Source organism: Methylobacterium longum (assembly GCF_022179385.1).
In the GTDB taxonomy this organism is placed as follows: Bacteria; Pseudomonadota; Alphaproteobacteria; order Rhizobiales; family Beijerinckiaceae; genus Methylobacterium; species Methylobacterium longum.
The window spans coordinates 1-24,056 of the sequence record NZ_BPQS01000068.1 but is presented as its reverse complement, the minus strand read 5'-3'; the positions used below and the strand labels follow the sequence as shown (position 1 = coordinate 24,056).

Annotated in this window: 18 protein-coding genes and 4 pseudogenes; 15 read left to right on the top strand and 7 right to left on the bottom strand. The window is 63.5% G+C overall.

All coding sequences use genetic code 11. The features are described 5' to 3' along the window. Positions 1-121: 121 nt before the first annotated feature. The 3 genes and pseudogenes from MFF58_RS29035 to MFF58_RS29025 form a co-directional block, all read right to left on the bottom strand. Positions 122-832: pseudogene (locus MFF58_RS29035) on the bottom strand (DDE-type integrase/transposase/recombinase); the annotation flags it as partial. Between the two features lie 527 nt (positions 833-1,359). Then, complete coding sequence (locus MFF58_RS29030; RefSeq protein ID WP_238293388.1) at positions 1,360-1,959, bottom strand: DUF4347 domain-containing protein; 600 nt, start codon at positions 1,957-1,959, stop codon at positions 1,360-1,362. A 145-nt stretch (positions 1,960-2,104) separates the two neighbouring features. Beyond that, positions 2,105-2,920 (bottom strand): annotated as a pseudogene (locus MFF58_RS29025) (IS5 family transposase). A 941-nt stretch (positions 2,921-3,861) separates the two neighbouring features. Between MFF58_RS29025 and MFF58_RS29020 the strand changes: the two are divergent. The 6 genes and pseudogenes from MFF58_RS29020 to MFF58_RS28995 all read left to right on the top strand — a co-directional run bounded on the left by MFF58_RS29020 (position 3,862) and on the right by MFF58_RS28995 (position 7,072). Further along, positions 3,862-4,305 (top strand): hypothetical protein, encoded by a 444-nt coding sequence (locus tag MFF58_RS29020; RefSeq protein ID WP_238293387.1) that lies wholly within the window; start codon positions 3,862-3,864, stop codon positions 4,303-4,305. Further along, positions 4,305-4,697: an HNH endonuclease signature motif containing protein gene (locus MFF58_RS29015; RefSeq protein ID WP_238293392.1), complete on the top strand. Its 393-nt coding sequence runs from the start codon at positions 4,305-4,307 to the stop codon at positions 4,695-4,697. Before MFF58_RS29020 ends, MFF58_RS29015 begins: the two co-directional genes overlap by 1 nt. Before the next feature lie 29 nt (positions 4,698-4,726). After that, positions 4,727-4,822 (top strand): annotated as a pseudogene (locus tag MFF58_RS29010) (IS5/IS1182 family transposase); the annotation flags it as partial. A gap of 89 nt (positions 4,823-4,911) precedes the next feature. Next, positions 4,912-5,076 carry a hypothetical protein gene (locus MFF58_RS29005; protein ID WP_238293385.1) on the top strand — a complete coding sequence of 55 codons (165 nt, stop codon included), beginning with the start codon at positions 4,912-4,914 and terminating at the stop codon, positions 5,074-5,076. Positions 5,077-5,144: 68 nt separating this feature from the next. Next, positions 5,145-6,416 carry an ATP-grasp domain-containing protein gene (locus tag MFF58_RS29000; RefSeq protein WP_238293383.1) on the top strand — a complete coding sequence of 424 codons (1,272 nt, stop codon included), beginning with the start codon at positions 5,145-5,147 and terminating at the stop codon, positions 6,414-6,416. After that, positions 6,413-7,072 carry an acetyltransferase gene (locus MFF58_RS28995; protein ID WP_238293381.1) on the top strand — a complete coding sequence of 220 codons (660 nt, stop codon included), beginning with the start codon at positions 6,413-6,415 and terminating at the stop codon, positions 7,070-7,072. Before MFF58_RS29000 ends, MFF58_RS28995 begins: the two co-directional genes overlap by 4 nt. A 184-nt stretch (positions 7,073-7,256) precedes the next feature. Here MFF58_RS28995 and MFF58_RS28990 read toward each other — a convergent pair whose 3' ends face one another. Continuing rightward, positions 7,257-9,035 (bottom strand): glycosyltransferase family 61 protein, encoded by a 1,779-nt coding sequence (locus MFF58_RS28990; protein ID WP_238293379.1) that lies wholly within the window; start codon positions 9,033-9,035, stop codon positions 7,257-7,259. 330 nt (positions 9,036-9,365) lie between these two features. On the opposite strand from MFF58_RS28990, the gene MFF58_RS28985 reads away from it, so the two are divergent. Continuing rightward, on the top strand, positions 9,366-10,511 hold the full coding sequence (locus tag MFF58_RS28985) for a DegT/DnrJ/EryC1/StrS family aminotransferase (RefSeq protein ID WP_308445490.1): 1,146 nt from the start codon (positions 9,366-9,368) through the stop codon (positions 10,509-10,511). A gap of 114 nt (positions 10,512-10,625) precedes the next feature. Here the strand turns inward: MFF58_RS28985 and MFF58_RS28980 are convergent, their stop codons facing one another. Then, on the bottom strand, positions 10,626-10,772 hold the full coding sequence (locus MFF58_RS28980) for a hypothetical protein (RefSeq protein WP_238293377.1): 147 nt from the start codon (positions 10,770-10,772) through the stop codon (positions 10,626-10,628). Between the two features lie 81 nt (positions 10,773-10,853). On the opposite strand from MFF58_RS28980, the gene MFF58_RS28975 reads away from it, so the two are divergent. The 6 genes from MFF58_RS28975 (at position 10,854) to MFF58_RS28950 (ending at position 19,838) form a co-directional block, all read left to right on the top strand. Continuing rightward, positions 10,854-12,365: a glycosyltransferase family 61 protein gene (locus MFF58_RS28975; RefSeq protein WP_238293375.1), complete on the top strand. Its 1,512-nt coding sequence runs from the start codon at positions 10,854-10,856 to the stop codon at positions 12,363-12,365. Between the two features lie 129 nt (positions 12,366-12,494). Then, on the top strand, positions 12,495-14,882 hold the full coding sequence (locus MFF58_RS28970) for a glycosyltransferase family 2 protein (RefSeq protein ID WP_238293373.1): 2,388 nt from the start codon (positions 12,495-12,497) through the stop codon (positions 14,880-14,882). Positions 14,883-15,076: 194 nt separating this feature from the next. Next, positions 15,077-15,493, top strand: coding sequence for a hypothetical protein (locus MFF58_RS28965; RefSeq protein WP_238293371.1), 417 nt, complete (start codon positions 15,077-15,079; stop codon positions 15,491-15,493). A 95-nt stretch (positions 15,494-15,588) separates the two neighbouring features. After that, the gene (locus MFF58_RS28960; RefSeq protein WP_238293370.1) at positions 15,589-17,973 is read left to right on the top strand and encodes a glycosyltransferase family 2 protein; all 2,385 of its coding nucleotides are present in this window, start codon (positions 15,589-15,591) and stop codon (positions 17,971-17,973) included. Positions 17,974-18,066: 93 nt separating this feature from the next. Then, the gene (locus MFF58_RS28955; protein ID WP_238293368.1) at positions 18,067-18,816 is read left to right on the top strand and encodes a hypothetical protein; all 750 of its coding nucleotides are present in this window, start codon (positions 18,067-18,069) and stop codon (positions 18,814-18,816) included. Continuing rightward, a complete protein-coding gene (locus MFF58_RS28950) occupies positions 18,813-19,838 on the top strand; it encodes an NAD-dependent epimerase/dehydratase family protein (RefSeq protein ID WP_238293366.1) in 1,026 nt (341 codons plus the stop codon). Before MFF58_RS28955 ends, MFF58_RS28950 begins: the two co-directional genes overlap by 4 nt. Positions 19,839-19,872: 34 nt before the next feature. On the opposite strand, the gene MFF58_RS28945 is transcribed toward MFF58_RS28950, so the two are convergent. After that, complete coding sequence (locus MFF58_RS28945; RefSeq protein WP_238293364.1) at positions 19,873-20,178, bottom strand: hypothetical protein; 306 nt, start codon at positions 20,176-20,178, stop codon at positions 19,873-19,875. Between the two features lie 403 nt (positions 20,179-20,581). Here MFF58_RS28945 and MFF58_RS28940 point away from each other — a divergent pair, with 403 nt between their 5' ends. After that, the gene (locus MFF58_RS28940) at positions 20,582-21,589 is read left to right on the top strand and encodes an STELLO glycosyltransferase family protein (RefSeq protein ID WP_238293362.1); all 1,008 of its coding nucleotides are present in this window, start codon (positions 20,582-20,584) and stop codon (positions 21,587-21,589) included. A 47-nt stretch (positions 21,590-21,636) separates the two neighbouring features. Next, complete coding sequence (locus MFF58_RS28935) at positions 21,637-23,592, top strand: glycosyltransferase family protein (RefSeq protein ID WP_238293360.1); 1,956 nt, start codon at positions 21,637-21,639, stop codon at positions 23,590-23,592. Positions 23,593-23,842: 250 nt separating this feature from the next. Here the strand turns inward: MFF58_RS28935 and MFF58_RS28930 are convergent. Then, a pseudogene (locus MFF58_RS28930) lies at positions 23,843-24,056 on the bottom strand (GDSL-type esterase/lipase family protein); the annotation flags it as partial.

Sequence of the window (24,056 nt, the reverse complement as noted above, 5' to 3'; positions counted from 1 at the left end):
CATCACCCGCATCGTCGAGGGCCATCGGCAGCGGCACCTCGATGATCTGCTGCCATGGGCTTACCAGCCAACGCCGGCCCTCAAAGCCGTGGCCTGAGGACAGCGCTTACGTTGAAGCGCTCACCATGCCGTTTGTTTTGGGTGTGTAGGGACGCGTCTTGCGATGCTGCACACCGTGCCGCGCGCAGGCGGCCTCAAACGCATCGGCCATGAAGCAGGAGCCGCGGTCAGTGAGCACGTGCGTGACCTTGAACGGAAAGGCCCCGAGGGCATCCGTGAGGAAGGCCACTGCCTAGGCGGTGGTCTCGTCGTCCTTGACGGCGAGATGCACATAGCGGGTGGCGCGGTCGATAGCGACGTACAGGTAGCGTTTGCGCGAGACGCGGTCGCGGTCTTGCAACTTGGGCAGGCGCTTCACGTCGACGTGGATGAAGCCGACCTCGTAGTCCTTGAAGCTGCCGTTTGGTTTGCGGGCCTTCTCGGCCGGCGGCAGCCGATTGAGGCCCTCGGCTTTGAGGATGCGGTAGACCGCATCCCGGTTCAGGTGTGGCAAGAAGTGGCTGACGACGAAAGTCAGCGCGTCGAGGGGAAAGCCGGTGGCGCGGCGGAGCGCGCACACGATGGCGCGCTCCTCATCGCTGGCGCGCCACGCGAGCTTGTGGGGACGCGCCGAGCGGTCCTGACACGCATCGGGACCGCGTTTGCGCCACTTACGGATGGTCTCGGTGGACACGCCGTAGCGTTTGGCCAGCACGCCGGAGCTCTCGTGTGAGCGGGCGATCTCGGCGCGCACGGCTGGGGTTGTGCGGGCCTGCGGGTGGATGGCGAGCATCAGCGCTCCCTCCTGGCAGCACGGCGGCGCACACCGTCGAACCGCCACGCATAGGCTTTGATCACCCAACGCGCCGCATCCCAATGACGTTCCGCAACCAAACAGCTAGCACTACTTTGGCAGTCCCCTTCGGGGTGTCGGCGTCGCGCTACCTGACGGGAGGCGATGCCGCCAAAACGCCGCTGTTTTCGACTACCTTAGGTAACCGCTGATGCGGATAATTATCCGCCTTCGACCCGTTCTTAGGTCTATACGCCTTTCTGCCAAAGTAGTGCTAGAGCGTGTTACGAACCTGGGCGCAAGTGCCTGCCACCATGCATCGAAATCAATAACGGATGTAAATAATATTCTTGTGGCACTGTCGGTTTAGCTCAGGCCCGTAATACGCTCTAGAGCGCTCTTCCCCGAAGTGACGCCGGTTCGGCCAAAGAGGTTGCGTCACCTCTCAACCCAGGTGAACCAGAACCAGCATTTCTGACGGGCCTCAATCGTCTCAAAATACTTGACGACGGACAATTACCGAAATTTCAGGGATTGCCAAACATCTGCGCCCCGAGAATGGCTATCGCCTCGATCACGGGCACGGCGCTCAGGTTAACCAGGCCGCTCGCCTTGTCCTCGCTAATCTTCCCGCTGGGATAAGCCGTTCTAATATTTCCAACGACGTCGGTTCTTCCGACCAATTGATACCAGTCCGAGGCCGTCACGGGCACTCCGAAAGCTTTGGCAAGCGCGAGCATCAGTTCGTCGCCCTTCTGACCTCTGCCGGTATTACATCCTTTCAAAACGACGGCCCCCTCCTTAGAAAAATAGGGGCGAAGAGACATCCAGGAGGATTTCTCGTCAGTCACGGCTTTCAGCGTGATCGCAGAGTTTTCTTTCACTCCGGCGCTATCCTTGCCCATGGCGACGCCCTGCACCCCCGGAGCACCATGACCATAGATAATCAATACGTCGATTTTGTCCGATCCTAAAGATTTCTGAATATCGGCCACGGCCTGAGCATTGCCATTACAAGACGCGGCGATCTTGATCGTGATATCACCGGAGCCGCGGCTAGATAGCTTATCGAACCTGCTGCTGTCGCTTGATATTGAGCTATCAACTAAATGTATTTTTTTTCCCATCGCAGGCTCCGCATCGATCCGGCAGTTATCCAGAATGAAATCTTACTGATTCGAGCATGGGATTAATATCAATTATCATACCATGCGCTGTGGACCGCTCCAAGTAACAAGAGCGTATGGCGGCGACGGTGCGAGCCCTCAATCGCTAGAGGCTGTTACAGACTGCTGCGAAGTCGGTAGCCCTGCGTAGAAGCAGGACGCTGAAGGCGACGAGGTGCAAGCCGGCCAGGGTAGCGGCCAGGAGTTCGTAGCCACGGGACAATCGGTGGAAACGCGTGGCCCCGGCGAAGGCGCGCTCGACGACCCAACGGCGTGGCAGCGGCATGAAGCCGCGCTTGGCCTCTGGTAGCTTCACGACCTTCAGGGCAATGCCGTGAGCGGAGGCTGCCTTGGCTGCGCGCTCACCCGTGTAGCCCTGATCGACGTAGGCGAGGTTCACGCTGTCGCCAGTTGCCTCCTCCACGGTATCAGCCGACGTGGCCACAGCAGCGCGATGATCGGCGTTGGCCGGTGTAACGTGCAGGGCTAGCACTTGGTCGAGTGTATCGACGGCCGCGTGCAGCTTCGAGCCACGGGTGCGCTTGTGGCCGTCCCAGGCGGCGCGGGCACCACTCTCGGGCGTAGAACGCAGCGTCCGGCTGTCGAGCGCCACGGCTGAGGGCTCCTCGGCACGGCCCGAAGACAAGCGCAGCACGGCACGCAGGTCATGGACCAAGCTCTCAAAGCAACCCACCCGCAGCCAGCGTTGGGCTTGGTCGTACACGGCATGCCAGGGCGGCAGGTCGTGGGGCATCGCACGCCAAGCCACGCCGTATCGCACCACTTAGCGCAGCCTATTGAGCACCTCCCGCAGACCGTGCTCGCGGTGGGCGGCAGTCTCGGGCAGCAAGGTTAGGTAGGGGACGACCAGCGCCCACTCTTCATTGCTGACATCGGACGGATAGGCGCGACAGGACTGCATCCTTCCAAAACTGGTGCAGCCGCAGGTCCGTAACAGCCTCTAACACTACTTTGGCAGTCCCCTTCGGGGTGTCGGCGTCGCGCTACCTGACGGGAGGCGATGCCGCCAAAACGCCGCTCTTTTCGATTACCTTAGGTAACCGCTGATGCGAATAATTATCCGCCTTCGACCCGTTCTTAGGTCTATACGCCTTTCTGCCAAAGTAGTGCTAAGCGGATTGGATTGTTCCGGCACCGTAATGCCGGGCCAACCTATCGAGAGTGCTCTTGGACTGTGAAGGCATCATAAGTCGAAGCTTAGCTAAACTCCGGCTGTGGCCTCCGCTCGTGAAGCCATCACGTTTTTGCTCACGCGGTGGCTCGTGATCAGTTGCGAAATTACTATTTCAAATCCGTCGTGAAGATTTGCGCTGACAACGACGTTTGATGTCGATCCCGACTGGACTGCTGCGGAAAAAGGAGCGTCAATGCTCACGGAGCGACGCACTCAGAGCCCGTTTGGTAAGTCCAATGAGTCAGGGAGCTAAGCTGCCACGCAATGGTCTTGCGTTCATTATGTCGCACCCGCGCGGTAGGCGTCCGTGGCGGTAAGTCGATCGCTGGTGACCTAGCCGCTGTGACCTGTGGCCGGGGCTGGTTCATGCCCGTGGGCTGACGCTGAGTGGTCAGCGCGCCGGAAGGCAGCGGTGTGCATGCCTTAACCCCGCCGGTCCCAAGGGCCGACAGCGGGGTCGGGTTGGTGGCGGGGGCAGGTCTCGCCGACGACCCGGAGCACAGCATGCCTTCTCTTACTCAGGGCCACATTCAGACCCTCCCCTCGGTCCCCGCGGCTTTTCGACCGGCCTCCTGCCCTGCTGGATCCACCTCATCCACACAATTGCACTCGCGGCCGTCTAACGAACCGCGTGTCGCCGTCCTCCCGCTCAGCGCATGAGGGCGGCCATGTCGAACCGCAACATCTCGTGGGCGGCCGCCCTGCGCGAGTTGAAGGCTGATCGCGCCGTCCGCTCACCGGTGCGCGAGGAGCGCCTGCGCTCGAACGCCGGCCTGCGTGGCGCTCCCGCTCTCGCCATGAGTGTTTGGCGCGGGCACTCAAGCCGGCGATACGTCGTGGTCGTCCAGCCACTCGACACCCCTGATCTCACCGCCGAGCAAGCTGCAGTCGTCCTCGTCGTCACTCGAAATTCGCGAGGGCAGGCCTCAATCGTCGCTGCTCGCGCCTGTGAAGCGGGAGATCCCGGCTTTCTCGGCTGGCTCGCGGCCTGTGCCAAACTAGGCGCGCGTGAACTGCACACTTATCGATTGGCCGAGACAGCGCCTGAGCGCATCGCGGTCGCGGCTGATCTCGGCGGCCCCACTGACACCTCTGCTGCGGAAGTAGCGTGATGGCACGCCGGGAGTTCAGCAAGGCGGTGCTGCGCGCTGCCCTCGCCCGAGCTGAAGGCCGCTGCGAGGGCCTTCTCACGGATGGCGATCGCTGTCCGTGCTCACTTCAGGTCGGGCGATTCCATTACGATCACATCGTCCCGGCCGCGCTGAAAGAGGACGCCTCACTGGAGAACTGCCAGGTGCTGTGTCGACCCTGCCACGCAGCCAAGACAGTGGTCGATGTCGGCGTGATCGCACGGGTCCGACGAGTGCGCGACCGGCATGCAGGAATTGCAAATCCTCATCGGTGCGCTTTACCAGGCAGCAAAGCGAGCCCGTTCAAGCGGCTGATCGGCGGTGGCGTCATTCGCCGCGACACGGGCGAACGATCGGATCGACGAAACAAGTAGAGGACGCGCACGCGAAGATTCCGCCGCCTGAGGACAGCCGCCGCATCGCCACCCGCTACGACCGGCTAGCCCGCAAATACCTCGCTGCCGTCTGCCTCGCCGCTACCGTCTGCTACTGGATATGAGGCCGACGGTAGGCCGAAATCCGAGCCTCAGAAGGTCTGTCCTGTAGGCAGACCCGCCGAGCCGTCCGCTGTCAAAGCGGACTGCGTCGGTGAGCGCCTCGGTAGCCATCCTGCGCTCCAGCCTTCACGACGTAGGCCTGCCATGCCTCTGGCGCATCCGGCTGTTGCCGATCAAGGCCATCACCCGTACCACACCATCACGGCTCACCGTGTTCTCAATCGTCACCCTGATCGCTGCGCAGCGAAGCGCCTGAGGGCGCCGGAAGGTTGAAGGTGCCGCATGGTAGTAAACGGCAATTTTCTATTTGACCTGGAGTGATCGATGAAGAAGAGGATTTTGGTTGTTCCGGCCGGAACAGAGATCGCGCACGAGGTTATCGAGAGTCTGCGGTTCTCGAAATTCTGGGATGTCTACGGTGGAAATTCCGTTAAAGATCATTCCGAAATACTACTGAAGAATAAATGTCACTTTGTACCGTTCGTAGTCGATCCGAACTTCATAGATTCCGTGCAGAATTTAGTTAGGGATCTAAACATCGATTTCGTCATTCCGGCGCATGATGAAGCATTATTCCGGCTCGCCGGCCGCGTCGAGGGCGCCATCGTCGTGGGGCCGAGGCCGGACTTAGCGGAGATCTTGAAGTTAAAATCAAGTACGATTGCGAAATTAAAGGGCGTGGTTCCCGCGCCGCAGGTCTATGCACCGGGTGAAGAAATATTTCCGGTCTTCTGCAAGCCCGATCGCGGTCAAGGCTCGCGAGGCGTCAAGATCATCCATGATCGAGAGGAGCTTGATCGGATCCGCGCTTCGGACGGGAATATCATCGTTCAAGAATTGCTGACGGGTGAAGAAGTGACGGTCGATTGCTTCTCCGACTCGTCGAGTCGGGTCCTCTTCGCGGGCGCCCGCAGCCGGGTCCGCACGACGGGCGGCATCTCCGTCCGATCCCGACAGGTCGACGATGATGAATTGCCCCGTCTTGCGAGTGAAATTTCAGAAGCCTTGCAATTGGCGGGGGCCTGGTTTTTTCAAATGAAAAAAGATGCCGATGGGCAATACAAGTTGCTTGAGGTCGCAAACAGAATCGCAGGTTCTTCTGGATTTCAGCGGGTACGCGGCATCAATTTCACGGATGCTTGGCTTCATCAATTGTCCGGTCAATCAATAAGACTTCAATCGCCATTAAATTTCAAATTCGTGTATGATCGTGCTCTCTATGTTAAGACGATCGTCGAATCAAAAATCAGTGTTTTATATGTCGATTTTGACGATACGCTTGTTATAGATGGCAGTACAATAAATCATCGCTTGGTGGGTATCCTGTATGGCGCGAAGTTTAATAAGAAAATGAAGGTTGTTCTTCTGACGAGGCACGACGGGGTCGTGGAGGAGAAGCTTGAACAATTTGGGCTGTGTGGGTTCTTCGATGAGATCATCCACCTCAGAAATGGCGAGATGAAATCGAACTCCGTGCAAGGCTCGGAAGCTATGTTCATCGACGATTCGTACCGCGAGCGGCTCGACGTCGCCGAGAAGTGCGGTGCGATAGCGATCGGTCCAGAGTCCCTTGATCTCGTCGAAGGCGTCTTATGAGCCAGGCGAAATCACAGATAGAGCGACTCGTCCTGTTCGGTGCGGGCGCGCTAGCGCGCGAAATACTGGTTGTGCTCTCGCGACTGCATGCGGTCGGACATGAGATCGAGTTTGTCGCGTGCCTCGTCGATCCCGATATCGCCGCCGCGGACAGCCTTCACGATCGCCCGGTTTCTCGGGACATCCACGACTTCGCGGGCGATGATAGCCTTCGCTTTGTTGTTGCGCTGGGTGAGCCCAAGGCCAGGGCACGGGCAGTCGAACGCCTGCGATCGATCGGAGCACGCTTCGCTTCGATCATTGACCCCGCCGTGCTGATCGGCGCGAGCAGCAGCGTGGGCGAGGGCTCCATGATCCTCGGTCACGCCTCCATAACGGCGGATGCGCATCTCGGCGCACATGTGCTGGTGAACCCAGGCTCCACCATCGCGCACGACAACCGGATCGACGATTTTGCAACCCTAAGTCCGGGCGTGAATTTGGCCGGACACGTCATCATCGAGGAGGGTGCCTTTCTCGGTACCGGCGCCTCTGTGATTCCGGGGATTCGCATCGGTGCACACGCCCTGGTCGGTGCGGGCGCGGTTGTCATTCGAGACGTTCTCCCGGGGCACAGGGTCGTCGGCAACCCTGCCCGCATCCTGCGCCGCGGTTGAGCCAGCCTGCTGAGCCAGCCTGCGCGATCGCCGTTCGAGGGCTGATCTCACCAGGCGGGCCGACTGGCTGCACGGAAAGCAGGGTCCCAGATCCGCGCGGTACCCGTTGAGGACGCCGGCCGCAGACAAGGCTGTGTGTTGGACGATTACGTTCGCGGCCTGCCCTCCCCGCCCCGGCGACAGCCTACGCGCGGCAAACCTCCTCGATGGCGCGGAGCACTTTCTCTGGCGTGACCGTGTAGTTAGCGTGGAACGGATGCACCGCCTCCCCGTGCTGGGTGGTACCGCGCACGAACAGCAGATCCGCGCCGCTCGACTCGATCATGCTGGTATAGCCGCGGAAGTTGAACGACAGGCTCTCATGGATCAGGGCGACGACCTTGGCTCCGGGCCGGCAGAAGATGCAGTTGGTCAGCGCTGAGCTCGCCGATCCGACGACGATATCTGCGGCGTGGTAGGTGGCGATCTGTTCGGCGAAGGTTAGGGTCTCCGGATGGACGACCTCGAACCCGTGTAGCTGCAGGACGCCGACGATCTCCGCTTCGTTCAGCAGCTGGCGCTGGACGAAACCTCGCCGCGAGAGCACGATCCGACGCCCACGCCGGCGCAAATCGACGCCGCGCTCGCCGAGCCGTCCGAGCACTTTGGAGCGCAGGTCACCGAGGACGTCCCGCGGCCAGACGGCATCGTAGACCGGATGGCCGCTACGCGTGTCGAACGGCAGCAGCGTCGGCGCCGGAGCGATGCCGAGGTCCCCGACGCGGACCGGCACCGCGGGCAGCGGCAGCACCGGCCGGTCGCGCTCGTCGAGCAGTTCGATGATCTGCCGGTGGGTTTCCGGCATGTCGTCGTCGATGCAGATCGGAAACCCGGCCGGGCAGGCAGGATCGTTGAAGCACAGCATGCGCCCGGCGAATTCCAGCAGCCAGTGGCCATAGTTCCGGCTCTGGAGGCCGAACATCATCAGGCCAGCCTCGATCGGACGCACTTCGGGGGGCGCGACGACCAGCGCACGGCCGCTACCGTAGACGGCAACCATGATTTGGTCGGGATTGACGCCGTCGCGGATGTCGAAGGTGCTGCTGTGAGGGTGGGCGGCCAAGTCGTAGATCAGGCGATCGCCCTGAAGTACGACGTTGCTGCGCGGGAACGCCAGACAATCCCGGAACAGCGCCACATACTGGGGCGGCGCATCCAGGGAGCCGACCCGGGATATGAGAGTCACCGGACCATCAAGGAATCTGATCTCAGGCTCTTGGATCCATCGGCCGGGCCGCACTTCGTGGTAGACGCCACCGCCGTCGGTGGCCGCCTCGCGCGCCGACAGGATGTCGTAGATGCGTGCCGGCTCGAGGCCAAGCAAGCCGCGCGTCTGTTCGTGCAGAGTGGCCGCTTCCGCGTGTAGACTCTCCTCCGCCAGCAAGCCCATCTGAAGGATCCGGATGGCGCGGATCTTGCTTCCTAGGCTGTGTCCGTCGACCGTCGAGATCCCGTGACCGCCGCCGCTTAATTCGTGCGCCAGCCGATAGCACTGCACCGAGGCCTCGGTCTGGTATCGACACTCGTAGTGCCAGGCGAGACGCATCAGGATCTCGACGCCGTGAGCGATCTTCGAGTCCGAACCCCCGTCCTGCCGCAGAGCGGCGACGAACGCGGCAGCCTCGCCGAAGCGCCGCCGCTCGCATAGGCTCTGGAGGCCGACGGTGACGGCAGCCGCGCGCCAGCGCTCGCTGTTCTCCGCATCGACTGTGGCGACCAGATTGAAGACCTGCGCGGCTTCCAGAAAGAGATCGCAGCCTTCCAGACGGAAGGCCAACGTCTCGAGGTGCTGAACGATCAGCTTCGCGCGCAGGGCGGGGGCAATACCCCCGGCTAAGATTGCAGCGAGCTCACTGACGACCCGAGATGCGTTGCCGCTATCAATGCTCTTGACCAAGTCCAAGAATGCCGCGGTCGGACGCACATTGCCCTCCTGCCCCGTCGCGTCGCCCGCGCGAGGGCCGCAAGTTGACCGGTAGCGGAAGCCGCCTGCTCTGGCGAGCGTCCGATGGCCACCGCAAGTCAGCTTCGAGACATCGTGATGCAAATAGGACAGAGGTCCTTTTCTCTGTCCCGTCGCGAGTTGCGATGCAACTTCAGCGATAGACTGTTACAGCATTCTGCTGCGGATAGAGCGGGCCGGCGTCACCGGCCAATCCGCGCGTTCGGCTTCGCCGGTCAGGTCGCCTAATGACGCGCGCCTTCCGCACCACCCCGCGGACATGTATAGCGGCCCGCGCCGCTGAATCGCACCATGACGACGGCGAACGAGGGAAGGCGTATCCGAGCGATGATCCCCGTACTAATTCCGAGCCTCCCGGAGACGGATGCAATCGTCCCCTACCTGCGCCGGATCGACGAGGCTCATATCTACAGCAACTACGGACCTCTCACCAACGCGTTCACGGCCCGGCTCTGCGAGTTCATCGGCGCCCAGAGTGGCGACGGCCCGGTCCACGCGGCCTTGACCAGCAATGGTACGGCGGCGATCGAACTCGCCCTGCGCTACCGCGGCGCGGGCCGCACCGGCCGTTACTGCGTCATGCCGTCCTGGACCTTCATCGCCACGGCACACGCGGCAGCCAACGTCGGGCTCACGCCGTACTTCACCGACGTCGATCCGGAAACCCTGGCGCTGACGCCGGAGATCGCGGCGCGCGCCCTGCGGGCCAATCCCGGCGATGTAGCGGCGGTCATCGTCGTGAGCCCATGCGGAGCTCCGATCGAGGTCGGTGCCTGGGAGACGTTCGAGGCGGAGCACGGCGTGCCGGTGATCTTCGATGCCGCCGCGGCCGCGTTGAACCTCCGGCATGTCGGCGCGCAACCCCTGTGCGTCAGCCTGCATGCCACCAAGGCGCTTGGGATCGGGGAAGGCGGCGCGATCATCACGCGTGATGCCGCGATGGCGGCGGCGATCACCGCGATGACGGGCTTCGGCTTCTCGGCCGGCAGCCGCGTTTCGGAGATGCGCGGCGGAAATTACCGGATCTCCGAATACGCGGCCGCCGTGGGTCTCGCCGTCTTCGACGACCTTGACGCGCGTATCGCCCGCCTGCGCGAGGTTTCGCTGGCCTACGTGGCAGGATTCGCGCGGATCGGCGTTTCAATGCAGGCGGGCTTCGGTCGTGACTGGTTGACCATGACCGCCAACGCGATCGTCGACGCCCGTGTCGTCGCCACTGTGACCGCAGCCTTCGACCAATCCGGAATTCAGTGGCGGCGCTGGTACGGCAGTGGCTGCCACGCGCACCCGACCTTCGCCACCTGCCCACATGATGGCCTTGCCGCGACGGACGGCGTTGCCAAGACCGCAATCGGAGTGCCGTTCTTCCCGACGATTGCGCCGGAACAGATTGCGCAGGTTTGCAGATGTGCCGAGCAGGCTCTGTCGTCGTGCTGAGGGCGCGCGACAGTTCCGGTCCTAGTTCCGCTCCCACCTAAACGGTCGACAATGATGGTCGAGGCTTTTCGGCAGACCCTGATCCAGGCTGCCCGATCCGGAACGCAGGAGGGATTAGATGCCCTCGATCGAGCCGTGAGCGTTGCAGAACCAGATGACGTCGTCGCCCAGCACCTGGAGACCCTCGGATTTCGGTTCGAAGCCGAGGGTAGTATAGGACTCGCTGCCCAGGCCTACGCGCTTGCCGCGCGGATAGCTCAAGCGCGAGCACCTCGCTATCATCTTGCTGCGATCCGTGCACGTATCCTCGACCTGTGTCGACGCGGTGAATTCGATACGGTCGTGCCCCTGCTAGACGACCTGCAGCGAGCCAAGGTTGCGGGCCAAAATCTTGGCCATAATAGGCTCTCGTTCTTGATTGATCTCGCGTGGCAGTACGAGCTGAGCGGCGATGTGTCTGGTGCCGTGGGCTGCTACCTGCTTGCGCGGATCGTGCGAGACCAAGACGGCGGCGAGGCGCTTACGCCCGATGGTGATTCGCTCGAGCTCAAGATCAAAAATCTGCGCCGCTTGCAGTTCTACGACTTGCTTGACGCGGGGCAATACGACAAGGCAATCGCGCTTCATGAACGGACCAGGCACGTGTATGGTTCTGGCCCGCTTGCCGCCCACGAAGTTGTCTCGGTCAAATCTCTCTTCGAAGCCGGCGGAGCAAGCTATGTCGAAATCCTGCCCGGCCGCAGGATCACTGCTCCCCGCTTGAAATTCTGGGAGCCGCCGCCGCCTCTCTCGTCGACGGCGGGCGATCTCGACATGCCGCCGCTGTACCTTGCCTTCGTGTCGGAGGCGCATGCCTTCCCGCGAAGCAACGTCGTCGTTGCAGACAAGCGCGTCGTCTACGACGTCGCTGCGCATCCGCGGCGCAAGGACATCCTGATCCAGGATGGAGTAAATCTCGATCAGATCATGATGGCGGCGTTCGGCCAAACCCATGCCCTGATCGAGCTTCCCGAGAACGCCGAGCGGATCGAGGCCGGGCTGGTCATGTTCGGTCTCCAGAGTCGCAACTACGGACATTGGTTCAGCGAGTTCGTGCCGCGCATGATCTGTTACAACGATCCGCGCTGCCCGGATGGGATCCCGCTCTGCATCGACGACCACATGCCGGGCACCCACGAGGAGATCCTGGCACTGCTCGACACCCGCAACCGGCCGGTGATCAAGCTGCCCGCGAAGCCCGTCTCGTTCGGTAAGCTCGGGATGGCACCGGTGCCGGCCTTCTTTCCCTTCGACATGAAACCCGGACAGCCGTTCTACGATACGATCTGGCCTGCTGACGTCTTCAGGGCGATCCGGGATCGGATCCTGCAGCGAGCGCGCGACCGTGGCCTGTTGTCCGAGCGGCGGGATCGTCGCCTGTTCATCTCGCGCAAGGCATTCACGCAGCGCGTGCTCGAGAATGAGCAGGAGATCGCCGATCGCTTGCGCCCGCTCGGCTTCGAGGTGATCTATCCGGAAACCCTCTCGTTCCTGGAGCAGGTCGCCCTGTTCCATTCCGCAGCCCTGGTCGTCGGGTCATCGAATTCGTCCCTCAACAACACGCTCTTCTCCCAGGAAGGATGTCAGATCCTCGGTCTCATCCACGAGGAGCTGAGCTTCAATTTCCGAGGCTACACCAGCTACGTCGAGTCTGGGGGGGCGCAGATCACGTTCCTGCGCGGCAAGTCGAGTCAGCGGAGGGGCAACGTGCACGCCTTTCACGCCAACTACCGCGTCAATCCGAACCAGGTCACCGATGCGGTCGCTCAGTTGGCGACGCGATCACCTGCCATCTCCGGCCGCATCATGACGTAAGGGAAGGCGCGGCGCCTGAGGTATGCCTGAAATCCGGGCGCCGCGGGTGACGCGTCACGGAGCCTACGGCAGCTCATTCTCAACGACCGAAGGCGGCAATCGGTCGGGATATTAGCGAGGACACGATCGATGCAAACCGCCGCTGAGACCGTCGTTCCGGCCCCGCCTCAGCTAGAGCCCTGGCAGGCCGACTTCTCGACCATCTACCGCAGCGGGCGGTTCGACCACCTCTGGTACGCGGCGCGCTATCCCGACGTCGGCCTGACCGACCTGTCCCCGCTTGAGCATTACGTGAAGTACGGCGCAAGGCTCGGCCGGCAGCCGCGGCCGGACTTTCCAGGCACGTCGGACGAGGCGGTCGACGGCACCTACGTCAACCCGTTCGCCGCGTGGCTGCGCCAGCAGGGCGACGCCGAAGCTGGCTCTGAGGATGGCAAGCCGATCGTCTCGGTCCTGTGCATCACCTACAACCAGGAGTCGTTCATCCGCCAGACGCTCGACAGCATCCTGGGCCAGCGGACGGACTTCCCCTTTGAGCTGATCGTCGGCGACGACAAGTCCAGCGACGGCACCGCCGAAATCATCGCCGCGTACGCCGCACGGCACCCGAACCTCGTCGCGATCCTGCGGCCCGAGAATATCGGCGTCGTCAAGAACCTGGACGACATCGCCGGGCGCGTCTCGGGGGAATACGTCGCCATCTGCGAGGGCGACGACTACTGGACCGACCCTGACAAGCTGCAGCGCCAGTTCGACTACATGCGGCAGCGGCCGGAATACACCCTGTGCTACCATCCGGTGAAGGTCGTCTACGAAGACATGCCGGCGGTGGAGGAGCAGTATCCCGAGCACCCCAACCCGCAGCCGTCCCTGTCCGACCTCGTCGCGCACAACTTCATCCAGACCAACAGCGTGTTCTACCGCTGGCGCTATCGCGGTGGCGAGAGGCTGGAGATCGGCCGCGGCATCATCCCGGCCGACTGGTACATCCACCTGATGCACGCCGAGGTCGGCCGGATCGGGTTCCTGCCTCAGGTCATGGCGGTGTACCGCAAGCATGCCGGCGGGATATGGGCTCACGCGTCCGACCTCGCGCGGCACAAGCGGCTCGGCAGGTCTGAGATCGAGTTCTACCGGCAATTGCGAGGTCGCTTCGGCGGCCGATTCGCCGAGAGCTTCGCGGCGTCGCAGCGGCTGATCTTCGTGCGCCTCGCGGAGGCCTGCCTCGACGAGGCGGACGTGCTGGGTTTGCGCAGCCTGATTGAGGACCATCCCGACATCGCCCACAACACCCTCGGCGAGATGGGATTTGATATCGCACGCTTGCCGGCCGGCGATGCCGATGACCTGCGCGCGTGGCTCGAGGAGCAACTGACCGTCAGCGTCATCGTGACCGCGCCCGATCCCGGCGCCGATCTCCGTCCCGCCCTCGCGAGCATTCTGGCCCAGCGCGGCCTGTTCCGGCTCCGGGTCGTCATCGGCTTCGAATGTTCGACGCAGGCTGCCGCGGCGGTGGTCGATGCCCTTCGGTCGGTCGATCCGGATCGCATCGACGTGCGCCCGCGCCCGCAGGATCTCGGCCCACTCCGGAACCTGCGGGAATGCATCGCGGCCTGCGACGGCCGTTACATCGCCTTCTGCGACGCGGAGACCCGCTGGATCTCAGACCGCAAGCTCGCCAAGCAGCTCCGGATCCTTCGGAGCGATCCCAAGCTCGCCCTGTCCTTCAACTGGGTACTCGTGCACCGGGCGGCGGAAGGATCTGTGCTTCCGCACGAGGCGCAGGGGCGGCTCGCGACTGGGAGCCTCCACTTTTCGGATCTCGCCGCCGCACCGGTCACCGCGCACCGCGCGTGCGGTCTCTACCGCGCGGACGCTTTGCGGACCCTGCCGCAGGCGTTTTTCGAGGAGCCCGGTGCCGGCGACTGGCTGATGGATCTCTACGTCGCCGATCGGGGCCGCATCGCGTTTCTGCGTGAGATCCTCTCAGTTTGGGACATTCGGGCTGGCGGATCGGGGTCGGACCGCCCCGACGCGATCCAGACCGCTCGAATCGACCTCCAGCGCCGACATTTCGCCACCCTCTTCGGCCGAGGGCGCGGCTTCGAGCCCTACGCGCTCGTCAGTACGGTCGCAGACGGCGACGCCGCGCTATCTGCGGACTTCGCCCGCGCCCATCTGGAAGCGCCCGCCCCCGGCGCCGGGACTGAGATCCAGGACGGGCACGTGGTGTTCGCCGGCTGGGTCGTCCCGACCTACGGAGCCAGGGCGACGCTCGTCGCCGAGGTCGGCGGCGAGACGCATCGGTTTCCCATCGATCGGCAACGGTCCGACGTGGTCACCGCCTTGTTCGGCGACGGCCCGGCACCAGCGGATGGGGCGCGCTGTGGGTTCCGGTTTACGCTGCCGTTCGATCGGTACCTGGAGGTCCGTCTCATGATCGAGGCCGAGGACGTGGTCCTACCCTGGCTGTCGGTCTCCGTCGCCCAGCGAGTCGATGGCGAGGCGTCTGGCTGAGGCGGATCCCGCCACCCAGTGCCTCGGCCCCGCCCACGCGGGACTAGGCGCCCGGAAAGGGTTGACCGGGCTGACGGGGCGATCGTATCACCCGGGGCGACGCGCGGCCTGGTCGCTGCGATGGCCGGTATGCGGCATCCGCCGCGCTACCGGAGCTTCGGCGCCGTCGGCGCCACGATGGGACGGAGCGGGTTTTGGGCGAGGACGTCGAGGCGCTACGGACAGAGCTCGCCGAGACGCAGGCTCGCCTGAAGGAGGCGCAGGGGGAACTCGCGCGTCTGGTCCGCTTGGCCGAGGCCGATCTTCAGCGGCGGCGTCCGGGCGAGCAGTCGAGCGTCGTCGCCGCGTCGGTTCGCCGGCCCGCCGCCAAGGACGTGGCCGCCCGCATCGCTCGGCTCGTCCAGCTCTACCACGAGGCCTCGACCGCCTCCCCAAACGGCGCGCCGGTGGTCGGGGAGGACACGATGCTCCGCTGGCTGGAGACCTCGGGCCTGTTCGACCGGGACTTCTACCTCAAATGCAACGGCGACGTGGCGAGCGCCGGGGCCGACCCGACGCAGCACTACTTCAACCACGGTTACGCAGAGGCGCGGCCGCCGAGTGCGCTCTGACGCCGGTCCGTACCGTTCGTCTGGCGCCGCGATGATCGAATTTTCGCTGCGCTCGACGGCAGCCAGCGGCCGGGACCTGTGCGAGGACACGATCGATGCAGACCGCCGCTGAGACCGCCGTTCCGGCCCCGCCTCAGCTAGAGCCCTGGCAGGCCGACTTCTCGACCATCTACCGCAGCGGGCGGTTCGACCACCTCTGGTACGCGGCGCGCTATCCCGACGTCGGCCTGACCGACCTGTCCCCGCTTGAGCATTACGTGAAGTACGGCGCAAGGCTCGGCCGGCAGCCGCGGCCGGACTTTCCAGGCACGTCGGACGAGGCGGTCGACGGCACCTACGTCAACCCGTTCGCCGCGTGGCTGCGCCAGCAGGGCGACGCCGAAGCTGGCTCTGAGGATGGCAAGCCGATCGTCTCGGTCCTGTGCATCACCTACAACCAGGAGTCGTTCATCCGCCAGACGCTCGACAGCATCCTGGGCCAGCGGACGGACTTCCCCTTTGAGCTGATCGTCGGCGACGACAAGTCCAGCGACGGCACCGCCGAAATCATCGCCGCGTACGCCGCACGGCACCCGAACCTCGTCGCGATCCTGCGGCCCGAGAATATCGGCGTCGTCAAGAACCTGGACGACATCGCCGGGCGCGTCTCGGGGGAATACGTCGCCATCTGCGAGGGCGACGACTACTGGACCGACCCTGACAAGCTGCAGCGCCAGTTCGACTACATGCGGCAGCGGCCGGAATACACCCTGTGCTACCATCCGGTGAAGGTCGTCTACGAAGACATGCCGGCGGTGGAGGAGCAGTATCCCGAGCACCCCAACCCGCAGCCGTCCCTGTCCGACCTCGTCGCGCACAACTTCATCCAGACCAACAGCGTGTTCTACCGCTGGCGCTATCGCGGTGGCGAGAGGCTGGAGATCGGCCGCGGCATCATCCCGGCCGACTGGTACATCCACCTGATGCACGCCGAGGTCGGCCGGATTGGGTTCCTGCCCCAGGTCATGGGCGTGTACCGCAAGCACGCGGGCGGCATGTGGGCCGCCTTCGACACCGTGCTGGCGCGACACAAGCGGCTCGGCAGGTCTGAGATCGAGTTCTACCGGCAGCTGCGGGGCCATTTCGGCGGCCGCTACGCCGCCGAGTACGAGGCCACGCAGAAGCGCATCTTCCGGCGCCTCGCCGAGGCTTATCTCGACGAGGAGGATCCGGCGCGCCTCGCGCAGCTGATCGAGGGCCATCCCGACATCGCCGAGATGGCCCTGAAGGAGATCGGTCTCGACGCTCCTGGCCGGCCGCGGCAGGACCCCGCTGCGCTTCGGGGCTGGATCGAGGACCAGCTCACCGTCAGCGTGGTCGTCACGGCCTACAACCATGCCGGGACCATCCGGCGCTGCCTCGACGGAGTGCTCGGCCAGCGGGGCCTATTCCGAATGCAGGTGGTGGTCGGCGACGACCGGTCGACGGACGGGACCGCCGAGATCATCGAGGAGTATCGCGCCCGCCATCCGGACCGGATCACCATCCGGCCCCGGGACCGGAACCTCGGCATGCTGCACAACATGCGCGACTGCATCGAGGCCTGCACCGGCCGGTTCATCGCGTTCTGTGAGGGCGACGATCACTGGATCTCCGACCGGAAGATCGGCCTGCAGCTGCGGATGCTGCGGACGGACCCGGCGCTCGATATGTGCTTCAACTGGGTCCTGCTGCACCACGTCGCGAACGGCTCGTTCATGCCTCACGAGGAGCAGGGCCGCTATCAGACCGGGACGATCAGCTTCCCGGTGCTCGCCCGGGCCCCGCTCACCGCGAACTTCTCGGCCTGCTTCTACCGGGCCGAGGCGCTACGCCGAGTGCCGGTCACCTTCTACGACGAGACGGGCGCGGCCGACTGGCTGATGAACCTCTACGTCGCCGACAAGGGCCGCATCGCGTTCCTGCGGGAGATCCTGTCGGTCTACACGATCCAGACCAAGGGGCAGTGGTCGGGTCTCGACGAGACCATCAAGAACCTTCTCATCGGCCAGTACCAGAAGCGGTTCGCGACGATCTTCGGCGAGGGCCGCGGCTTCGAGAAGTTCGACGTCGGCTGCACCATCGCCGAACTCGAGGGTGAACTGCCCGACGCCTTCGCGCGGGCCCATCTCGAGGCGCCGCAGGATCGCGTCTGGGTCGAGATCCAGGACGGGCAGGTCGTCTTCACCGGATGGATCGTCGCGGCGAGCCGGGAGAAGGCCACCCTCGTCGCCGAGGTCGACGGTGAGGTCCAGCGCATCCCCGTCAATATCCACCGGCCGGACGTCATCGCGGCTGTCACGGGGGACATGCCGACGACGATAGAGGAGGCGCGCTGCGGCTTCCAGTTCGCCCTGCCCTACGCGCTGCACCTCGAAGTGCTGCTGCGGATCGAGGTGGCGCACGAGATGGTGCCCTGGCTGTCGATCATCCTGACGCACCGCGTGAAGAAGACGGATTAGCGAGCCGGTCGCTCGGTCGCGTGTTCTGCGTCAGCGGCTCATGTCCGCCGGAACCGGCCTTCGCATCCGGTGTCGAGGAGAAGGAAGCCGGCCATGGTCCGGATCGAGAAGCCGGCGATCGATCCCAATCGAGTCGCCCAGGTTGCCACCCTGGCCGCGGGCGCGCATCCCGACGGCGGCGCCTTGTGCGCGATGGAGGCCGTGGCCTTCATCGCTGGCGAGCCGGTGTCGGACCATCCCGCCTGCACCGCCCCGAGCCTCGCGGCGTTCATCCGCACTTGGAGCGACGGCCTGCCTCAGGCCGAGCGCGATGCCCTGATCCGCCCCCTCCTCCCGCGGCTCGTCGGGACGCACGGCTCGGAAGCGCTGGAGCGCCGACGAGTCGCCCGGGTGGCCGACTGGCTCGTCCGGACCCACGTGCCCGCCTGGTTTCACCTCGCCAAACTGATCGTGGAGGGGGATGAACTGGCCGATCTGCCGGCGCTCCAAGATGTCGCGGACCTCGCGTCCCTGTGCGATCGCCTGAAGCGCGCCCGCAAGCGCGCGGCCGTCGCGAATCTCACGCTGCGGCAGACGGGCCCTGAGGTCCGGGACGCGGCCTGGGATGCGGCCCATCGGGCCGCCTGGGTGACCGTCCGCGACGCGCTGGAAGCCGCCGGCCCGCGGATTCTCGCCGCCGGATGGGATGCCGCCTACGCGTCCGCCTACGCCGCGGCCCGGGCCTACGGAAAGGCGCCGCTGGACCCGACGCGGCGCGCGCTGCAGGAGACGGCACGGGTGCTGGTCGAGGATCTGATTGCGATGCAGGAGCCAGCATCGCCCGGGGGCGATCCGGCGCCATGACCGGCGGCGCGCCTGCGGGTCAGGCCTCCGCGCGAGCCGCCCCGACTCTGGCGGGGGCGCGCTGCCTCGTGCTGGGCGGTGGCGGCTTCCTCGGGCTGAACCTGTGCAACCGTCTCGCTGCCGCAGGTGCCGAGGTCACCTGCTTCAGCCGCAGCCACCCCCAGCCCGAGGCCCTCGACCGGCGCGTCGCCCGGATGACGGGCCAGTTCTCCGACCGGCTCGCCATCGCCAACGCGGTCGAACGTCAGGACATCGTCTTCCACTTGATCGCCGGGTCGATCCCGGAGAGCTCGAACCGGGACCCATCCGCCGAACTTGAAGCCGCCCCGATTGCCACTCTGCACCTGCTCGAGATCTGCCGCTCCGCACGGGTCAAGAAGCTCGTGTTCTCATCCACCGGGGGCGCGATCTACGGGATCCCACGCGCCATCCCGATCTCCGAACAGGCCCCGACCGACCCGATCTCGGCCTACGGCATCAGCAAGCTGATGATCGAGAAGTCGCTCTACCTGTACCGGCATCTACACGGGATCGACTACCAGATCCTGCGGATCGCCAATCCCTACGGACGGTTTCAGCTCGGCACCAAGCATCAGGGCCTGATCGGGAGCTACATCTACCGCATCCTCTCCGGGCTGCCGCTGGAGGTCTGGGGGACCGGGGAGGTGGTGCGCGACTTCCTCCACATCGACGATGTCAGCGACGCGTTCCTCGCCGCCACCGCCTACGATGGACCGCACAAGGTGATGAATGTCGGCAGCGGCATGGGCCTGAGCGTCAACCAGGTCATCGCCGAACTGGAGCGGGCCTTCGCACGCGATAGCCTGCCGTGTGTGCACAAGCCGAGCCGCGCCGCCGACGTACCGGCCAACGTGCTCGACACTGCGCTGATCCGGTCGGAACTCGGCTGGCACCCACAGGTCCCCCTGCGGGATGGCCTGATCGGCACCATCGCGTGGATGGAAAGATTCTTAGCCCAAACTCAATCCAGCGACGTCCCACCAAAAACTAAGGGTGCCTGACGACGTTTGAAAGAAGCCATGGTGCGAAGCGCCTTCAGCGTCCGGCCCCGCCTGTGATCGCAGACGCACCGCCCGAAAGCTGGCTTGTCCCCGTCGGCACGCCTGCGGTTCCGAGGGGATACCCGTTCGTGCCGATGTCATAGGCCGTGTTGTCTTCGGGAAGGCCGGTCTTCGGATCAATGGTCACAGTCGGCTTTCCGAGCTCCACCGGCCGGATCGGGCCAGTGGCCTGCCGGCCGCCGGCTAGGGGCGTGATGACCAATTCCGGACGGACGGCGTCAGAACACAGGCCCTGGCAGATCGGCTCGACGAGGTCGGTCGGTTCGCAGATCGCACGCATCGCACCTCTGACGCAGGCGCATCGGCAGGCCGCGGAAGCCTCTGCGGATGTCAAAAGCAGAAGGCAGAGGACGACGAACGATCGCATGACAACAGCCTTCGGAAAACGGCGAGACGACCTCTACCAGACTGTTGGACCGAGGGCGACTCGTCGCGCAACTCACGGCTCCGCAAGTCGAATTGATCAAGCACGCCATCCCTGGCGATTGCGCTGTGACCCGCCTTGGGCTTAAGAGCGGCAGCAGTTCGCTCAATTTTGGCCGGAGCATGGACCCCATTGAGTCGCACTCTCCGAGGGATGTGGGTCGCTTCTTGCATGCAAGTTACGAGAAGGCATGTAATCTTCGATCGACGAACAGGCTGCGCCTTGTGTTGGGCACACCATCGGCAGCCGATTGTACATCATGACTGACCGGTACGCCGTCGTCCTCACGAGCATCAACCATCCGACACGCGCGGTCGCTGAGATCGCCCGCGATGCCGTTCAGCTCGCTGCGGAATTCGTGATTGTCGGCGATAGGAAGAGTCCCCCAGACTTCGTACAGTCTGGAGCGACATATCTCGATCTCGATGCTCAGGCGCGGACGGGATTTCGCTACGCCAAAGAGGCACCGACTCAGCATTACGCTCGGAAGAACGTCGGCTATATTCACGCCATCTCAAGCGGGGCAACTGTCCTGATTGAGACTGACGATGATAACATTCCACGCCCTGATTTTTGGAAGCCGCGATCGGCGCAGATCACCGCCCGAGTCGTCGAGCATCCAGTTTGGACCAACGTCTACCGTTATTTCCATCCGGGGCTGGTATGGCCTCGGGGACTACCGCTCGATCAGGTCAATGCACCTTTGCCAGAGCCGACGGAACGCCGGACAATATTCTGTCCGATTCAACAAGGGTTGGCTGACGACAATCCCGACGTCGATGCAATCTACCGGCTGCTCCTACCCATTCCATTGCGATTCGAAGCGGCGGAGCCAATCGCCCTGCGCGGAGCGTGGTGTCCCTTCAACAGCCAGAACACCACATGGTGGCCGGACGCGTTCCCGCTACTATACCTTCCCTATCATTGTTCGTTCCGGATGACTGACATCTGGCGTAGTTTTGTCGCTCAGCGGATCGCCTACGCCAATGGTTGGGGCATACTCTTCCATGCGGCGACGGTGTTTCAGGAGCGCAACGCGCACGACCTGATGCGCGATTTCGCCGAGGAAGTGCCGGGCTATCTCCATAACGCAGCGATTCGAGCGGCGCTCGACAAAGTCAGTCTCAGGGCGGGATCGGCGCATGTCGCCGACGGAATGCGGGCTTGCTACGAACGCTTGGTCGCGCTTGAGTTGGTAGGGCGCGAGGAGTTGCCGCTGCTCGAGGCTTGGCTCAGCGATCTGCAGGCCTGTTCCGCGCGGCCGTAAGTTCACAGACTCGACGGCGATAGCTGAGACTATTTCAGGAGTACGCCTTGGACGAGGCAGTGCAGGCGCTATCAGAGCCCACACATGATTTCTGGCCCGTGCCTCTCGCACGGATGTCCTGCGCCCTCGGCACAGCCTACGAGCCTGACACCGGTGCGCTGTGCTGCCCCGGTGGCGCGAACGGCTTCGCCATGTATGGGCCTTACCTGCCCGTCGAGCCAGGCCTCTACGAGGTCGTCATTGATGTCGAGCTCACCGGGCAGAAGAACCCCAAGCTCTACCTTGATCTCTGGATCGAAGGGAGAGTCTTGACGAAGCGGGCGGTGCTGCTCGATCGCGGACACATAACCCTGCGTGGCTGGGTACCCGCCGCCAGCCGCCTTGAAATCCGCGCGCATACCGTGGGCACTGGTTTTGTTATTCATGGGATCAGCACAAGGCGCCTCGATCCGACTGCTGAGATCGTGCCTTCACCAGCGGAGTCAATGAAAGACTTGCGCAGGCAGCAGTTGCGCACGGCATTGGGCGTCAACGCTGACGAAGCCCAAGAGCCTTCCCTGCGGGTCGAAGCCCTCCTGGACTCCACCTTCTCCGATCCAGGCTTCCTGTTCCTGGATGACAGCGAAGTCGCCGCGCACGAGATCGCTCTGGCGCGCGGCGGGATCCAATCGTTAGCGGTGCAACTTCTGTTTGCCCGCAACAATACCCGTTTGATGCAGAAATCCGATGATCTGCCGGAGCTGATGAATGGCTATCCCGACATCAGCAACGCGCTCCAGCTCGATATGCTGCGCGATGGAGCGATGGTTATCCCATCGTTGTTCGGGCCAGGAGCGATGACGAGCCGCGTCAGTTTTCCGGTGCTGTCTCCAAAAAGTGTCGTAAATTTATTTTACGAATTTGACGAGCCGCACCACGTAATTATAGGGGTGAACACATCATGGGTAGGCGCGCTTTCCTTCGTTTGGTTCGTCGATCTTGATATCTTAATCTACGATGCGAGTCTGCATTGGTTGACCGATTACGAGCCGACCTTGCCGATTTTGCGTCGCTTTGTGACGCTCTGCGCGCAGCATAGCGCTGCGGCGCGGGCTTACCGGGAGGCGGGCAAAACACCTACCTGCATCAGTGGCTTCATCGCCAATATGGGGCACTATTTTTGGAACGAAGTTTCTGGCCTCGAACGCGTGTTGCGTGCGGGCTATCGACCCCAAGTCCTGCTCGCTGATGCGCGTTGGCTGCCGCTGCGAGATATTTTTTCGGACGATGGGCTTTCAATCGTGGCCGAGGTCGAGCCAGACCCCGATGCACTCTTTCTGATCGCTCTGAACCGAGGTCTATTTCTAGTCCGGCCGACTGGCAATGCCATCGACGCGACCCTGGCCGCGAAGATCGAGCGAGTCAATCGACGCGTCCTCGATAGCCAACGACCAGGACAGATCGCGGACGTCGATGTCACGACTGAAGGCTCTTTCGTCTTATTTTTTAATTTACGGGCCCACAACAAATCTTGGCTCGAGCAGATCGAGGGAGCAGTCGAAGTTGTGGCGCGGCTTAAGCAGCTTGACGCTTCGCGCCGGATTGTACTTTTCCTCGACGGATACGCTGATTGCGCCGAGATCGCAGCGGCGATCCGTGAGCGTTTGGCGCCGACGTGCCAGGTGATTGACGGAACGCATGCCCCCTTTGCTGAGACTTTGGCCTGGGCATATCGCTGCGACCTGTTCGTGGCTGTAATAGGAAGTGGGCTTGTTCCTCTCACTTGGTTGGCTGGGAAGCCAGGCGTCTGCCACGGAGATCACCGACACCTCGACCAGATGTCATTTTGGCCGCTGGTCCGACTTGGATACGATCAGCTATCCTGGCCTCGCCACGAAGATGTCGTGATGGTCGAGGACGCTTGGTACGCGAACTACAGTGTACCGACCGCCTTGATCGCCGATCTCGCAGTTGATCAACTTCGCAAGAGTGTGGAAGTCGCTGCCAGAGCAAAGAACTCCTAAACCACTAGTTCACGGGCGTTTCTAAACGGCGCCCGCAGCTCTCAGCATTGGCGTTGTTGGAAAATTATTTGGTCACGACTGTGTCTCTTGTAGGCGCGGGGTCGCTACTGTCACATCATCCACGCGCTCGCGCAGATCCAAGCTTTAAGGTCGGCCTGTGCGCCGGTCCTACATGAGAGCGGTGCAGTGACCCGAAATCGCACCGCTAGGTGAACTTCAATATCCGACTCAGCTCGAACGGGAGGGTGCTCTAACTGCTTGATCCAACTCGTATCATGGTGCGCACGCGTCTGAGTAGAGGGTGAGATCGAGCCCGCGCCAGGGCGCCGCGGATCTCACCCGCCAGCCGCGCCGCGACGATCTCGCGGGCGGGATCGTCGTAGTGGACGATGTCGTAGAAGGTCCCCTCCTCCCGGTCTCGAAAAATCCCGCTGAGGTCGAGCGCCGTGAAGGTGCGACGGTAC

What these genes read in the sequence shown, in the direction of transcription:
- MFF58_RS28955 (WP_238293368.1), top strand. Translation starts at nt 18,067, where the DNA reads ATGGTCCGGATCGAGAAGCCGGCGATCGATCCCAATCGAGTCGCCCAG.
- MFF58_RS28950 (WP_238293366.1), top strand. Translation starts at nt 18,813, where the DNA reads ATGACCGGCGGCGCGCCTGCGGGTCAGGCCTCCGCGCGAGCCGCCCCG.
- MFF58_RS28960 (WP_238293370.1), top strand. Translation starts at nt 15,589, where the DNA reads ATGCAGACCGCCGCTGAGACCGCCGTTCCGGCCCCGCCTCAGCTAGAG.
- MFF58_RS28940 (WP_238293362.1), top strand. Translation starts at nt 20,582, where the DNA reads ATGACTGACCGGTACGCCGTCGTCCTCACGAGCATCAACCATCCGACA.
- MFF58_RS28945 (WP_238293364.1), bottom strand. Translation starts at nt 20,178, where the DNA reads ATGCGTGCGATCTGCGAACCGACCGACCTCGTCGAGCCGATCTGCCAG.
- MFF58_RS29000 (WP_238293383.1), top strand. Translation starts at nt 5,145, where the DNA reads ATGAAGAAGAGGATTTTGGTTGTTCCGGCCGGAACAGAGATCGCGCAC.
- MFF58_RS29020 (WP_238293387.1), top strand. Translation starts at nt 3,862, where the DNA reads ATGTCGAACCGCAACATCTCGTGGGCGGCCGCCCTGCGCGAGTTGAAG.
- MFF58_RS29030 (WP_238293388.1), bottom strand. Translation starts at nt 1,959, where the DNA reads ATGGGAAAAAAAATACATTTAGTTGATAGCTCAATATCAAGCGACAGC.
- MFF58_RS28985 (WP_308445490.1), top strand. Translation starts at nt 9,366, where the DNA reads ATGACGACGGCGAACGAGGGAAGGCGTATCCGAGCGATGATCCCCGTA.
- MFF58_RS28970 (WP_238293373.1), top strand. Translation starts at nt 12,495, where the DNA reads ATGCAAACCGCCGCTGAGACCGTCGTTCCGGCCCCGCCTCAGCTAGAG.
- MFF58_RS28995 (WP_238293381.1), top strand. Translation starts at nt 6,413, where the DNA reads ATGAGCCAGGCGAAATCACAGATAGAGCGACTCGTCCTGTTCGGTGCG.
- MFF58_RS29015 (WP_238293392.1), top strand. Translation starts at nt 4,305, where the DNA reads ATGGCACGCCGGGAGTTCAGCAAGGCGGTGCTGCGCGCTGCCCTCGCC.